The organism is Adlercreutzia sp. ZJ154, assembly GCF_011039055.1.
In the GTDB taxonomy this organism is placed as follows: domain Bacteria; phylum Actinomycetota; class Coriobacteriia; order Coriobacteriales; family Eggerthellaceae; genus Adlercreutzia_A.
Map to the genome: position 1 here is coordinate 1 of NZ_JAAKEF010000011.1, position 16,394 is coordinate 16,394.

The 16,394-nt window shown below is 47.1% G+C and carries 7 protein-coding genes; 6 read left to right on the plus strand and 1 reads right to left on the minus strand.

The features are described 5' to 3' along the window. The 6 genes from G7Y37_RS05590 to G7Y37_RS05615 form a co-directional block, all read left to right on the plus strand. Window positions 1-3,357, plus strand: a 3,357-nt coding sequence (locus tag G7Y37_RS05590) for an InlB B-repeat-containing protein (RefSeq protein ID WP_165062492.1), incomplete at its 5' end; no start/stop codon positions are given. Window positions 3,358-4,184: 827 nt separating this feature from the next. Continuing rightward, the gene (locus G7Y37_RS05595; protein ID WP_165062493.1) at window positions 4,185-4,919 is read left to right on the plus strand and encodes a hypothetical protein; all 735 of its coding nucleotides are present in this window, start codon (window positions 4,185-4,187) and stop codon (window positions 4,917-4,919) included. A 288-nt stretch (window positions 4,920-5,207) separates the two neighbouring features. After that, window positions 5,208-5,972 carry a hypothetical protein gene (locus G7Y37_RS05600; RefSeq protein ID WP_165062494.1) on the plus strand — a complete coding sequence of 255 codons (765 nt, stop codon included), beginning with the start codon at window positions 5,208-5,210 and terminating at the stop codon, window positions 5,970-5,972. Window positions 5,973-6,028: 56 nt separating this feature from the next. After that, on the plus strand, window positions 6,029-6,730 hold the full coding sequence (locus G7Y37_RS05605; RefSeq protein ID WP_165062495.1) for a hypothetical protein: 702 nt from the start codon (window positions 6,029-6,031) through the stop codon (window positions 6,728-6,730). Window positions 6,731-6,840: 110 nt separating this feature from the next. Then, the gene (locus G7Y37_RS05610) at window positions 6,841-13,851 is read left to right on the plus strand and encodes a hypothetical protein (protein WP_165062496.1); all 7,011 of its coding nucleotides are present in this window, start codon (window positions 6,841-6,843) and stop codon (window positions 13,849-13,851) included. A gap of 209 nt (window positions 13,852-14,060) precedes the next feature. Beyond that, entirely contained in the window at window positions 14,061-15,398 is a 1,338-nt protein-coding gene (locus tag G7Y37_RS05615) for an MFS transporter (protein WP_165062497.1), read from the plus strand. Window positions 15,399-15,596: 198 nt separating this feature from the next. On the opposite strand, the gene G7Y37_RS05620 is transcribed toward G7Y37_RS05615, so the two are convergent. Next, complete coding sequence (locus tag G7Y37_RS05620; protein ID WP_241156031.1) at window positions 15,597-16,238, minus strand: flavodoxin family protein; 642 nt, start codon at window positions 16,236-16,238, stop codon at window positions 15,597-15,599. Between the last annotated feature and the right edge of the window lie 156 nt (window positions 16,239-16,394).

Below are 16,394 nucleotides of genomic sequence, written 5' to 3' on the forward strand. Positions count from 1 at the left end.
AGCAAGTGGATACAGGCTGTGCGTCCCGGAACGAGTAACTTCTACGACATATACGCTCCTAGTGTAGATGGATATACGTTTGATGGCTTTTACCTAGACAAAGACTTTACGATACCTGCAGTTAAGAGTGACTATACCCACGAATCTACAAGCAACATATTTAACCCCAACTATTCAAAGGATATCTACATTAAGTGGACCAGCAGACAATACACAATAACCTATAAAGGATATGATGGGGCTGAACTTACTGGACAACGTACAAGCTATAAAGCAGGTGATGAGGATTTCGTTTTAGTTAATCCAACTAAGCTGGGATATAAATATACTGGTTGGAATGTTACTGTTGTTGGACAAGGCTCCGTATTAATAGATCAATCTGGGGATAATACTACAATAAAAACTGGAACATGGGGCAATCTAGAATGCACGGCAATTGTTGCTCCAATTAACTACACCCTACATTTCGCTGATGGAGCATCGGGTGTGTTCAATAGCACATCATGGCCTGCAGATAAGACGGTTACTGTAGAGAGCGCAGCTATCACATTACCTAAGAGCACAGATACAAACGTGCGTCAGCGTCAAGGCTATGCATTATCTGGTTGGAAGCCTGCAACTACTGGTACTGCGGCAAATACATATACAAATACAGTTAATGTAGAAGACCTTGTTTCCAACGGCAATGTGGGTGCCAATAACACCATAGTGCTTAATGCGCAGTGGGCTGAAAACAAGTATAAATTACACTTCATCAGCGCCAAGGCAGGTGCAACAGGGCTTCCGGCAGACATAGCTAACGTTGCGTATGCTTCCGCACCTATAAATATAAGTGCTGCAAACCCGACGAACTTAGGCTACAGTTTCAAAAACTACACCGGACCAAACGGCACACAGGTATCAACTGGTAGTACACGCATATCCAACATATTGCCCGCAAACAGTTTCCCTGCGAATGGGGCAACCATAGATATTACGGCTAACTGGGATTTGGTTACATACACGTTCAGTTTCACGAATAGCCAAGATGTTGATGGCGCAGTACTGATTGACACACCTAGCCAAACAGCGTCTGTATCTACAAACATAGAAGAAGCTGCGACGGCTACACCAGCGAAGCTCTATACTGCAGAGCCTAGTCTTATGGGCTACACATTCGGTGGTTTTACCGGTGGCAATGCAAATGAGACTTACGCTGTAAACACCACTTTAAACACGGCAACTTTCAAAGAACTGATAGGCAATGGATCGGCTACAACAATAGTGCTTAGCGGTAAATGGACTCCCAAGACCTACACCATAACGTTTGATCCGAATGGTGGGCAGGGTACAGCGAACAGCACTTTCATTAATAATGTGAAGTACACAGCCAATATAACGTTGCCCACAGCTGAGCAAGTTGGTTTTAGTAAGGTGGGGCACGTATTTAGTGGCTGGCTGAAAGCTGCGGGCGACACTAACACCGTAAACTACACAAAGATGAGCGATGCGGTGAAAGCCTATGGTGATGGCACGGCTATGGTAATGTACGCCAAGTGGGTAGCAGGAGATAATCAACTTACGGTGGTTTATCACTGGCAAGACCCAGCAACGGGGGACTATGACAGTGTTACCACTACAGAAACCATAGCGCAGGTAGGCGGTTCTAGCCTTACAACAGGCGATGTGGTGGACATAAAAGCTGGCACGGTGCAGCACGGCAGCACAACAGTAACTGACAACGCACTAAAAGATTACTACAAAGAAAAGATTAGCAAGAAAGATGGTCGCGAATATGACGCGGCGGCTTATAACAATCACGTTGAAAAGTATGTGTATTTGCTAGATGCAAACCATGGAGGCAGCTCGGTTAGTACGCAAGCAACACTAACTGCTGACAAAAATGCCAAGATAGATGTTTACTATAACGTGCTTTTGAAAGTGGAATTTGTTAACAATGCGGATGGATATTCGCAAGGTACAAAGGACAGCATAAAGCATGTGGCATGGAATACTGCTGTGCCGGCTGCACTTGGAGACATGGGCGGCAGCATGACACTTACAGATGAAGGTAATAAGTGGGTGTCGTTTAAAGCTTGGGCAGACAGCTCTGCCGAATATGCGACTACAGATACACCTGTACTGCAGGACAGCTTAACGCTTCATCCGGTATGGAATAAGAACACCTACACCGTGCGTTATGCCGAAAAAGATAACGAAACTGGTCGTGTGGCTACGCAGCTAACCGATGTGGATAGCAACTATATAACAACGTTCATAGTTGATGATTTCGGTACAAACAAAGACCAAAAAGTGGCATTTAAGCAAGCTGTAGCCAACACGGGATATACGCTTAGCGGCTGGGATGCTAAGAATGCGTCCAACAATTATGAGAGTGTGGCTGATGTATCGCTTGGCGATAACAGCACTTTTGACAAGCTGTTCCCGAATGCTGCATCTGGAAATGCAAATGACAGAGTGGCTACGGTATATGCTGCATCTACGCCCAACATTTATACGCTTAATTTTGCTAAATATGCTGATGGAAGCGGAGATTTAGGCATAGCGGATAAGACGTTTAGTGTGGACGATAGCAGCTTAATCTTGCCGGCAGCAGGTGATGTGGCTGATAGTGCTAAGATGTATGGCTTTACCTTGCGCGACTGGCGTATAGATAACATAACGGGTTCGCCGCTTGTGCATAATGCTGGCGCAACTCTTGACAATACTAAGCTGCGGGCACTAGTGCAAACTGCAGCAGGGGATGCGTCTGATGTTGCAGCAGACAAGAATGGTGTTCGCAACATTAATCTGTATGCTGGATGGACTGCAGTTTACAGTGTGGAAGTACCTGACAACAGCGTGGCTACATTTGATCTAAGTGCGCCGCAGTCAGATACACCTGTTTCATCAGAAGAAACTATAAGTGTCAATAACGGAACTCCTTTGCAAATTAAGGTGGGTGCACAATCGGCTGCAGGCACGGATGCGTCTTCAGTGTTTGGTAGTGCTGTAAATGGTGTGACGCTTGGATTTGTTGGAAGCGAATTTAGCCTAGATGGCGGCGATACTACTTTCCAGCAAGTAGTAGGAGCAGCGACTAGCGATTCCAATCATCCGCCACTTTCCGGCAACATGACCATGAAGCTTAACGGTGCTGCAGTTCAAGCTGTTATGAATGAGCTAGCTGCACATCCCGATACGGGCATAACGGCTGACAATGTGGCTGAGGTTACTTGGACGATTGATTTAGTCAATGTTGCTACCGGCGGTACAGGTGGTAGTGCACCAACCGATAACGACATTTGGACATTCGATAGCAGCACTTCTGCTGCAAAGAAAGTTGCAAGTGCTCAATCAGCTTTAGCGAATTTATAAACCACACGTTTCAGGAATTACGTGGCTGCACCACAGCAAAACGCAGCCACTAATTCCCGACGTATGCAATATGCCATGCAAATGGCAAAACGGCACCACCGCACCTTGACAACCGAATAGAATAATGAATCTTTCCTATTGCATGATAAATGCACTATACTTGCATGCATGCCAAATTTCTATAAGACATCTGCTGCGTGTTTGAAAGCTAGCGGAACAAGTGATTTGTTTCGTAAAGCTCGTGCTGTCTATAACAGTATTGTGAAATCAAACCGTAGGATGGCTTATGTACGTTCACGATATTTTGGTGGAGATAAAGTATTTTTAGATCTATTTTGGGCGCATTTGAAGCAGAAAAACAGTGCAGAACGCCAGAGACGCCTAATGTTGTACCCTTGCGCAATAGAACTGATAAGAAAAACTACATGCGCTCCGGAATCTATTCACGATTCAGGAAACAAATACTTTAGATTTTTTGGCACATCTTCTGATGGGGTTAACTTTGCGGTTCAAATAAAGCGCAATTCAAAGAATCAGAAGTACTTTATGTCAGTGTTTCCGCTGAAATAGGCATGAAAAAAGCCTCGCATGTGAGGCTCTGTGACCTCGGCGCCAGGCTTCTTACAGGCAAAAGACTATCATGTTTTTTATTATTTAGCAAGAAAGTTTTGCCTGTAAAACTATGTAGTTTAGGCGTAAGAAAGCGCCTGAGTATAAACGATGCATTCCAGTCGGACGCTTGACTTAATTGCAGTATATCAGGGTTGGTTATTTTATTTCTATTCGGTTGTCTTGGGTTTTATAAGACGACGATTAGGAATAGATTGATGGCAAACGAGAACCTGAACAACCAGCAAAGACCGAAGGTAAGGCGAGTAGACGGGGCAGATGCGAATCGCGTGCAAAGACCCAGTGCGTCGTCTTCGCGTTTTGGTGCAAATAGTTCGTCACGACCTACTAGGACGCAAGCGCAAACGCAAGTGCCGCCGCAAACACAAACCTCGAGTTCCGCAAACGTAGGCGGCAACGGCAGCAACAATGGTCGCAAAAATAGCGCTAACCATAGCAGTAAAAAGAAAACAATCCTTTTGGTTGTGGGCATTGTTGTTGTGGCTTTGGCTATATGGCTTTTAGTTTGGCTATTTGCATGTAACGGCAACAGCTTATTTGATCCTAATGCGCAAACTGGGCAAGCGCCTTATAAGTCTCAAGAAGAAATGCAGGCAGAACTTGACCGTACAGTTGAAGAAGGCATGTTCAACATATCAATTGCGTCTGTAATTCAGTTTGAAGACGGTACGTCTTCTGGTACTGCATACATTGAAAACGTGCCCGGCAATCACTACCTGATGAAAGTAACCATTACAGAAGACGATACGGGCGATGTTTTGTATGAGTCTGGAGTACTAAAGCCCGACCAATACATCGAAAACATTGCGCTTGCGAAAGACTTAGATGCTGGGGCACATGAGGCTACAGCCACATTTACAGCATTAGACGAACAGACCTACGAAGAGGTAGGAAAAGCTGCTGCCAAGATAACGATAAACGTGCTGAATTAGAAAGGAGTGAGAAATGTATTCGAGCAGCTAAGGCGGTGCGGCGGTGTGCTCACAAAGCGAGTTCCACAGCGAAAGAAATGTTCTGTGAACATTTCTTTCGAGCGAGGACCGCAGAGCAGCTGAGCATTCCGCCACCCCGCCTTAACGGGTGGAGTGAATAGACCGCAATGTCGGTTTGTTCCGAATGTTAGTAGACAAACGGAACATGGTCCGAGCCTATTGGGAAAGGGCATTTGAGGACCGCGCAAGCAGTGGACAGATGGCTTAAACAATAAAGGAGGAAAAGCCATGAAAAAGACAAGTAAGATTTTTGGTGCAGTAGCGCTTAGCGCAGCACTAGCGGTAGGAACCGTTATGCCTGCATTCGCTGCCGTAACTGGTGGCGACATTGAGGGTTCGGACATGTCGAAGTACAACAATGCGACCAAGGCTGGTATAACGACTAACGTTAAACTAAAGGCTGAAATTACCAATATTGATGTAGCAGTTCCGTTAAATGTTGTTGTAGTTGCCGATTCTGCAGGTGGCTTTGTGTCTTGTCCGTCAGTTGGTGGCAAGAACGAAGTTGATGGTGCTTATAAAGCCACCGGTTATCGTATTGAGAATAATTCTAGTTTTCCTGTTGCTGTAACTAATGTAAAAGTTGCCATGGATGCTAATGCGACTGGATGGACTCTAAAGCCTGCCTCTACGGATGGCTCTACTATTGCGACTGTAAATCCTACAGGCGCTGTAGGTGACTTGGCAATGAGTTTGAAGCCTAGTGATGCAAAGTCGGCATCAGCTGATGAAGCTGATAAGGTTGCTGGCAAAAATGAAGGCAATCAGAAAAAGACTACTGACAACACTGCTATTGATTTAGTAGTTGATACAGATGGCACCGATGTTGATTGGATGGTTAAGGCTAAGCCTGCCGATCAAGCTCTTCCATGCATAATGGGTCTAGAAATGGCTGGCAATAGCACTAAGCTAAACAGTATTGCCGATGGTCTTAAGACAGGTCAGCAAATTTTTACCATTTCCTATACCGTTTCTGCTGGCGCGGTGTCTTAAGCTGCAACCTCTCTGTAAGTCGCGAAACTGCGTAACTGTACTAATAAGGAAATCCTATGACTGATGCATTTCGAAATAACCAAAAGGCTAATTTTGACCAGAACAACCTGCAACAAAATTGTGCGGGAAATAGGGTGCGCGGTTATGGGATGGGGTCTGGGGTGCCGCCTGTGGCACCCCAAATGCCCACGCAGTCTAACATGCAGTCTCAGGGAGGGTACGTACAGCCTGCTACGTCTCAGTCTGTGCCGGCGTCTAAACGTAAACATAAAGCGCGCTTCTGGGTAGCAATCGTTATAGCCATTGTGGCTATTGTTGCGGCAATTTTGCTTGCTTTTACCCTGTGTAACGGTCCAAGCAAAAGCGCCCGTCAAGGCGATCTTGGTCAGCTAGAAGGCAAAACTCCAGAAGAGATACAAGCAGAACTAGACCGTGTGGTTGAAGAGGGCATGTTCAACATATCTATTGCCTCTTATGTAGAGTTTGAAAACGGCACCGCACCCGGCGAGTTGCGTATAGAAAACGTACCTGCCAACAACTATCTGATGCGCGTAGAAATAACGCGAGATGACACAGGGGAAAAGATATACGAAACAGACATGATAGAGCCAAACTATCACATCCAATCAGACACACTAGATGTGGCGCTTCCAAAAGGAAGCTATGCCTGTACAGCTACATTTTCAGCATATGACAAAGATACAGAAGAGCTAGTAGGTCAAGCAGCAGCAAAGATAGATATAGAAGTACTTAACTAAATGTTTCACATGAAACATTTTCAACAAAGAAACAAAGAAATGCTTTACGTGCAGCATTTATTAAGTTGCGAGTGCAAGAGTGCAAATAAGTAAAGGGAAAAGGGTTCACTATGGGAAGTGCAATGGGAAAACAGCTGAAACGAGCGCTAGCAGTAGTGCTGGCTGTTTGTATGGTGCTGGGATTGAATCCCGCGTCGGCATTAGCGCAGACAGATGGGGCGATACGCAACATAGACACCGGCGAGAAACAGGAAAGCCGTGCTACCGATGGAATGAATTGGGAGGAAAACGGCTCTGGTGTAAGTACAGAAAGCAGCCAACTTAGCGCTGGCGGCGATCAGGTATCTACAACCGTAAGCGTTAAAGTAATCAGTAATTTCAAGGCTACTATAACGAATGCGGCTCCTGTTCAAATAGAGAGTGAACCGCTGCTAGAGCAAGATGCGCACAAGGCTGATTACACCATAAACGCCCAGCTTACGAGTGGTGTTCCGAACAGCAATAATGAATACACCTACAAGTGGGTAGTTTATGAAATGAATGGCGGCGTACAAGCACAAACTGCCATTTTTGAAAGTACGGAATTTGCCGCAACAGCCGATGCTAGTAAAAATGCTAGCGTTGCACTTTGGCTAAACGACGCAAACGTAAAAGACGCTAGCGGCAAAACTGTAAAAGATATACTTGATTTTGGGAATGCGTCTGCAGCACCTACGTATAATTTCTACTTAGTCGCGAAGGACAGCACGGGCTACGCTGTTACATCAAATTCCCAAACTGTGGTTTGCGGCGCAACTTTCGAATTCCAAAAAATGACAGATGCAGGAAGCAATGCCAGCGTAAGTGCTTGGACGTATCGTGGTGGCGCTACATTGAAAGCAACCGACATTATCCCTTCCCAAAATGGTGGCAACGCAACTATATATAATGAGCTTCTAAATACAGCGGATGGAGATGAAATAACCACCGCGTTAGACCTAGCAATAACAAATCAGTTGGCGGTAGACGACAAAGCTCCGCAGGCAATATCAACTATAAACGAAGTACGCATTCTGGCGAACACCAGCGCGCAGAAAGACAAAATACGCGTTTGGCATATTGTGCAAAATGGGGGTAACACCTCTGTTGTGCCTGTAAATTCGTTCGATCTGGACAACGGAAGTGTAGTTATAACCGATGCGAACACGCTAAGCGCAGGTGTGGGCGTTTTTGCCGTTTCTGTTGCAAGCGAAAAGAAAGTAGCCGTATCGGCTATAGCGGCAACAAAGGTAGATTCCAGCGCTGGATACAACTTCCCAGATGTGGGCGGCAAAGTTACTCCGTCTGGCAAAATAAACTATGCGCCGGGCACCAAAGTTCAGTATACGTTTTTGCCGTTCAGCGGCTACGAGCTGGCTCGCGTCGATGTTTTACAGGGCACGGCTGGTTCGGTTATTGAATCTTACGCACCTGCTGCGCAGCAAGGCAGCGGCTTACAAGCGCTTCCCGGTTTGAATTACCTCGATTTCACAGTTCCTACCTTGGGCAATGAATACACTATAGCGGCGTACTTCAAAGCAACAACCGCAGCGCAGGGTAAGCTGATTAATGTTTCAGTTGGAGCAGGCGAAGAAGACGCTACAGGTACCGTGACGGTTATTTCTGGCGAAATGTCCCAGACGGCAGATTCTACGAATACGGAAAGCAATCCTAAAGGGGTGTATTCCACGCTGTCGGGTGTTGCCACTTTCCAATTTAATGGAGTTAGCGGCAGCGTGCTCGACTACGTCGAGGTTGACCTGAACGGCACCGGCAAGCAACGCGCAAATGTTGTTGGCGACACACTTACCTTAACGGGAATAAATAACACTACCTCTGTGGTGGCGCATTTTAGGTATGGCACGCAAATTACTTATCCGAACCACACGGTTACTGTTACAAATAATTACATTCCCCAGACTACAGCAACGGATGCGGGCGTAAGCGTGGGACCAGCATCTTCTACCGTTGTGCATGGCGGATCGAAAATAATAAGCATAGAAGGCAATCAAAATACGTATTATTTGGCGAAGCTAACGGTTGATGGTGTGGCTGTTACACCAAGCATGACTGCTGCCGGCAGCTACATAATTACCGATGTTTTGGCAGACGTTGATGTTCAGGCTGATTTTAGGCTTGTACAGCAGACGCGCGACATAGTGGTAACGGGTGGCGCAAATGGCACTGTTTCTGGAACTGGCGTTACTATGGATTCATCGGGCGCAAATGGCACGGTTACGTATTTGCATGATCGAGACGTTGTTATAACTGCGGCGCCCAATAACGGCTACGAGGCTATTGTTAAAGTAAATGGTGCTACCGATGGTGTTGTGGCAGGTGCGAACAACAGCTTTACTATAGCTGGCAGCGCACTTGAAGATGCCAGTGCCAAAATTGAAATTGAGTTTAAAGACAAGGGCGATAAGCCCATAGAAAACCCGGTTACAGCTATATTCACAATAGAAGGCGATAGCTCTTATGGAACCGTGGCAGTACAGGGCAAAAGTTTGACCAGCGCATCGTCGCTTCAAGAGCGCACGGTGGAATTTACCACTTCCACTATAGATTTTACGGCTACGCCTAAGGCTAGCGACGAAGACAGTAATAACTATTACAGCTATTCGGTTGTTGTGAAGTGTGGTGCCGATATCTTGAACCCCACAAATGGCACCTATTCAATTCCAGCCGACAAAGTGAAGGCTGAAAACGGTGCCATAACGGTAACGTTTACGCGCGCATCTTCACCAAAACCGCCTGCACCTATAACGTATCAGCTGCGTGGCAAGGTGGAAACTACTGCCAATTTCAGCGGTACAGGTACCATAAATCCAGCAAATGCAACTTATACCTCTAACAGCGCAGATGCCGGAGTGTTGTTCACTATAACACCCGAAGATGGAACGCAAGGTCAGAAGAGCAAGTTGGCAAACGTTGCTGTGTCTTCTGGCGCAAATTCATCTTTGCCGGTGCTTACTTGGACAGGCGGCGATGTACAACTAAATGCTCAAAGCGCAAACGGCGCTGCTTATACCTACATGTTGGGTCGCGCACTAATAACGCAAGGCTACGACACTGTTACTGCTTTCTTTAGCGAAGACCATACCGGTGAAAAGCTTACTGCGAAGGTGTCTTTTGCAGCGGGTACGTCGACCGATCAGCAAGCTTGGATGCTAAATCCTGCATCTGGCGATGACATTTTCACGTCTCAGGGCAAACTTGTGAATTATGGTGGCAGCTTGTCGTTTACTTTTAAGCCGGGCACGGGCTATGTTACGTACATGACCGTTAATGGTGTGCGCACGCAGGTGGGCGAAACGCATACCATAATGGGCATAACAAGCGACCAAGAAATTCTTATAGAATTCAAACAGTCTGATTACAGCGATCCGACCGATCAGAAAGAATACTTCGATATATGGGTGTCTAGCGAGGGTGACGGCAGCATAGATCCTGCTGGTACGCCTGATGCCACTGGTAAGAATCGTGTGCAAGTGGCAGAAAATGGCAATCAGGCTTTCACATTCCAGCCCGGTGCAGGCATGCAACTTAGCCAATTGATAGTAGATGGTAATCCTGTTGGCATAGAACTGAATTCAGTTGGAGAATATGTATTCGGCAACGTGCAACAATCACATAGCATTCATGCGGTGTTCGCAGCTGCGCCGAACAATAATCTGACGAAGTATACACTTGAGGCCGTTACGCAGGGCGGTGTTAATGGCGGCACGCTAAGCAACAGCGGAAATGTTTACGCTAGCGCTAAGCAGCCAGCGCAAGTAACTGTAAGTCCGAATAGCGGGTTTGTTATTGGCGCAGTATTAATTGACGGGCGCGAACAGGCGCTTTCTGGAGCTAACAGCGTGCTTTCGGGTAGCGTTTATGGTGCTACTTTGCAGTTGCCGTTTACGGGTACCGGTGATGTACATGCTGTGGTTGTGCGGTTTGTGCCAGACGATACGCGCGTAAGTGTACACACACAGGTGTTGGGCGCTGGCGGCACTATAAGCCCTTCGGGTAGTTCGCTTATAGCAGCTGGTAAAGAGCAAACTTTCACCATGAAGCCCGATGAAGGATACACCGCCGATTTCATGCGTCAAGTAGATGCCAATGGCAATGTTATAGCGAATTTATCGTTGGATAGCGCGTTTTCGCACACTATGAAAATTACAGCTGAAACTTGGATTGAGTGTGCGTTTAAGGAAGATGGCAACTCAAAGCCGCCGGTTAGCTATCCTGTAACTATTAAAGGTAGCGAAGGTGGAAGCGTGTCGCCTTCTGGAAATCAGTTTGTGGGCGCAGATAGTTCTATAACGATAACTGCAACGCCGAATGCGGGTTACAAAGTAGGGCAGGTACTTGTAGGTAGCCGCGATATAACGCAGCAAATGAGCGGCAGTACCATCAATATTAGCGGCAGCCTAATTGCAGAGCTTTCATCTGGTAGTGCTGCGGTAGATGTGAAGGTGATGTTTGAGCCTGTAAAATCTACTAAGGTGGAAATAAATCTATCTAGTACTAACGGTGGCACCATATCGCCCTCAGGCAAATATAATGCCACAATTGGCGAGACGCTGAATCTGACGTTTGTGCCCGAAAATGCCACAAGCGATATGATGAAAGAAATACAAATTACCTATTTGGGCGACGATGGCACAACTGAAGTGCAAACCATTCCGGCTAAGAATCAATACAGCTATTCGCTGGTAGTTACTGACCGCATAGTGGGCGTGCATGCTGTATTTGACAAGCGCAGCGCAGATGCCCCGGCAGCGAAATTGCGCAGCGCAACCGTAAGCATAGCCAGCGGATGCGAAAGTATGGGTAGGATAATTCAGCCTGCAAGTGGTACGGCTCAAGTGGCTGAAGGCGATTTTCTGCAGATAAGCGCCGAGCCTGCAAATGGATATAAGGTGCAAGGCATTACGCTAAATGGCGCATCAATTACAACCAAGCCGGGCAATGTATTCTTCGTAAACTACAACACTCTTAGCGACGGCAGCAACAATTTAGTAGTGTCGTTTGCGCCTATAGCGCCTAAAGAAGTGCCTGTGTGGGTGCAGGTTTCTACTAAGAATGTGTCGGCATGGCCTGAAAACACCACCGTTCCTTACTACACAGCCGATGAGAACATATTCTTGTTCTATCCGGCGGCGGGTTATGTTGTAACTCGGTTGCAGGCAAGTTTAGATGGTGGCTCTAATCTGATAGACCTAGATTTCGAGCAGATAAGTCACGGCGAATTTATGAACAATATAGCCAACTTAAAGAGTATGAGGTCTGGTGGCTTGGTGAATAATGTTCGTAGTGCTGAAAACGTTGGCGCGACTTTAGGTGCACAGGCGCAAAGTAAAGCGGCGACCAATGAGCAGAGCATTCGCTACTATAAAACTGGGTTGCAATATGTAGACGCTACAAGTGTGGAGCTTATTCCTACTGTAGAGCCAATAGGCAACAAGGAAGACAACGCACTTGGCACTCAGGGTGAACTAACAAATGCTAGCTTATTTGTAACCGGTGGCAGTGTGTTGGGTGCAGCTAGTCCAATGCGTGTTCCGGTGGGAAGCGATATTCCTATGAATTTGCAACCCGACGAGGGTAAAACCATCTCGTATATTTCGCTGCATTATAACGATGGAAGTCGCAAAATTCTGCAAGATAACAATGTGAATGACGGCGCTTTTGTATTAGACGGCAAGTATACAACTAGCGATTTAGCGGCTGTTTATGTTGTGTTTAAGACCAGACCGGTTTTGGCAAATACTACTCCTGTGGAAATAATAGTGAACGGGCAAGGTGGTGCGGTAAGCCCCGGTGAGGGAGTCTTTGATGCGATAATTGATAAGCCGCAGACATTCACGTTTACCTACGACAACGACAAAGCATATATTGCTGAACTGAAGGTAAATGGCACTAAGGTGTTTATAGATAAATTTGCCCAAAGTTATACATATCCGAATGTTGATAGCAATTTCACCAGCTTAGAGGTAACGTTTGCGCAGGGTGGTGCAGCTAGTCCCAGTAATGCCACTTGGCAAGACCCGCAAACACCCGGTAACTTCTACACTGTGGTTGGCGTTAGCGATGCAGGCGGCAGCGTGCGTCCGTCTAGCATAAGCGTTCAGGGCGACAAACTTGCAAGCCAAGCATTTACATTCCGCGCAAACGATGGGTATATGCTTACGGGTGCCGAAGTGCGCAGCGGTTCTGCCAACGGAAACGTGGTAAAAACCTACACGCTTGACGAATTGCGCAGTATGGGAAATTGTCTTGTGCTGTCGGGTATATCTCAAAACCTGTGGGTGCGCGGTATTTTTGTAGTGGATGAATTTACGGTAGATGTAACTGTTGGTGAGGGCGGCACAGTTGCACGCGATGGGCGCGAAGTTAGCGCTACACTTAGCGTGCCGGCAGGAGAAAAACTATTGCTAACTGAACGGGCCGACGAAGGTTATACGTTTGATGGTTTCCGCACGGAAGGGTACATGATTAGCTACGATGGAGTTGCCGAAGCACCGCAGATGATGGCGCTGGATAATTCTGAAGCGCGCGGCGTTGATGCCGAGGCACGTGCAACCGAGGTGCATTCGTTCACGGTAGGCGCGTCGGGTGGTCGCATAATTGCATCGTTTAACGAAAAGAAAGACGATCCTATTATTAACCCGCCAACTCCCGGGGTCGAATGTGTTGTTGACGCTTCGTCTTCTGGGCACGGCAGCATAACGCCATCTGGTAAGCATACATATGCTGCTGGTACTAGGGTTGAATTTACGCTTACTCCAGAGTCTTCGCAATGGCAAGCCGATAGCATTACTCTGACAAGTAAAGGACAAACACAGACGCTGAAACCCACTACTCCTACTTCGTTTGTTTTAACAGTGGAATCGGATTGCACCGTGGTGGCTAATTTCTCGGCTTTGGCTCCGGCGGGGTCAAATAGTGCTCCTGCTAAGGCGCTTCGCCACTTAACGTCTTTGGCGCAAACTGGCGATTTAACCGTTCCCGGTATTTTGGTGCTAACTGGTGTTGCGTGCGCGGCACTAGGCGTGGCTCTGCTAACTAACGGGCGCGGTCGCCGGCGTAAAAGTTATGGCAAACATGCGTAAATTCTGCCAGTTTTAACAGTTATTGTGAATTGCGGGCGCTCGTATGGGTGCCCGCAATTTATATGGTGTATAAAGTGAAGCGCTAGTAGATATGCCCCGTTCGCACGCGTTATAGGTTTCAAGCATATAAAGATGCGCGTAGAAGAAGTGGTTTTGGCGTATCATTTCCTCCGGGCAAGCCTTTAGCCCGAAGAAGAGAAGGGGAGATCATGGCAGATGCTACTGCAGATACTGCTGCATTGGATCCCAATTTAGATAATGGCGCAACTATAAGGCGCGTTGCGGTTTCATCGTTTTTGGGTAATTTTATTGAGTGGTTTGACTATGCGTCGTATTCCTATTTTGCAACTGTAATAGCCGCGGTGTTTTTCGCTTCGGAAGACCCGACTGCAGCGCTTATTAGTACATTTGCGGTGTTTGCGGTGTCGTTCATTATGCGCCCTGTTGGTGCACTATTTTGGGGCAGCTTGGGCGATAAAAAAGGTCGCAAATGGGCGCTTTCCGTAAGTATATTCCTTATGTCTGGCGCAACATTTCTTATCGGCTGTTTGCCAACCTATGCAATGATAGGTTTAGGTGCGCCGCTGCTGTTGTTGCTTCTGCGCATGGTGCAGGGCTTTTCAGCTGCAGGAGAATATGCCGGTGCGGCAACGTTTTTGGCTGAATACGCTCCGCAAGATAAACGCGGCTTGTACTGTTCGCTAGTTCCGGCATCTACTGCTGTTGGCTTGCTTGTGGGTTCTACTCTGGCAACCATAATGACTATATTTATGCCTGAAGAAGCTGTAAATATGTGGGGATGGCGCATTCCGTTTTTATTGGCTGGTCCGCTTGGACTTATTGCGCACTACATTCGCACTAGGCTTGAAGATTCGCCCACATATCAGTCAATGCAGGAAAATTTGGCGACTACTCATAGCGAAGGGCAGCATCCTATTCGCGATTTGTGTAAAAACCATTTGCGCGAACTTATTGTCTCGTTTGGCGCTTGCATGCTGAATGCAGTTGGTTTTTATGCAGTTCTAACATATCTGCCTACATATTTGGAAACGGCTGTGGGCATGCCTGCCGACGAATCGCAGCTGGCTACTACCATATCGCTTGTGGCATACATTGCATTCATATTCATATCGGGCAAAATATCCGACCGCTTCGGGCGCAAGAAAATGCTTATTAGCGCCTGTGTGCTTTTTATCGTACTTACGGTTCCTGCGTTTATGTTGCTGAATACGGCACAATTCATAATAGTTCTTGGGGTAGAGCTGGTTATGTGCTTTGTGCTAACCATTAACGACGGAACGCTTTCCAGCTATCTTACCGAAACATTTCCTACCGATGTGCGCTACACCGGTTTTGCATTAAGCTTCAATTTGGCGAATGCTATATTTGGCGGCACCGCGGCTATGATAGGCACAGCGCTTATATCGGCAACCGGGTCTAATTTGGCACCGGCATGGTATATGGTGGTGGTTGCTGTTGTAGCGCTGGTGGCTATGATTTTGTCGCACGAGAACAGTCATAAGCACTTAGACGAAATAGGGAATTGACGGACTGACGGATTGGCGCGAAATAGCGCGTTTGATGCGCGAAACCGGGGAGACTACGTTCAGAAGCTGCGCAGTCTCCACTTAGATTCTGGTGATACGGAAGAGCTACGTTCAGAAGCTGCGCAGCCTTCACTCCGCTCTTCCGTATCACCAGAACTTTACAGCTCTCACTTCGTCTTCCCGATTTCGCCGATATAACTAGCGGATAAAGTTTGTGCGTGCAGCAGGCTCAGGCGCGGGCGGCAGAATGCCTGCGGCTTCTCCGGCTTTTTGGCACTTCAGGTGATATGCCATGTTGTGCCCAAGCACGCGCATTGTGCGCAAGCCTTCGGCGTCTTGCTCGGCATCTTCGGCACTATTGCCGTAAACCATATTCCAATAGGATGACGATATAATCGGCATCTGCACGATGGTGTAGTACTTGTTAAGCTGATCGAATGTAGACGAGCAACCACCGCGGCGCGCCACAACAACTGAAGCTGCAGGTTTGAACGGATAAATGTTTACACCGCCTAGCGCCTGCGAATAAAACGACCTGTCCATAAACGAGGTTGTTGCGCCCGATGCTGCGGCATAGTGCACCGGTGTTCCGAATATGAACCCGTCGTAGTCGGCTGCAATATGATTAAATTCATTTACTACATCGTGGAAAGTGCATTCGCCTTCGTGCGTTGCGCAGTATTGGCAGCCGATGCATCCAGCTATGGGTTTTGCGCCCACCCAAAAGCGCCCTACTTCAATGCCATCTTCCGTAAGCGCTTTTTCTATTTCATCTAGTGCGCGATTTGTAGTACCGTTTTTGTGCGGACCACCATTTACGAGCATTACTTTAATAGCCATGTTTTCTCCTTGTTTTGCAATTTATGCCATGGAATTATACTCTTCACGTTTGCGTGGTTTCTGCGTGCTATAAGCGAGAGTACAATTAGATTTGAGTATTCCGCCAGCGACACAGCGACAGGTTGCTGCTGGTGTTATTTGGGGATATGGCACAAA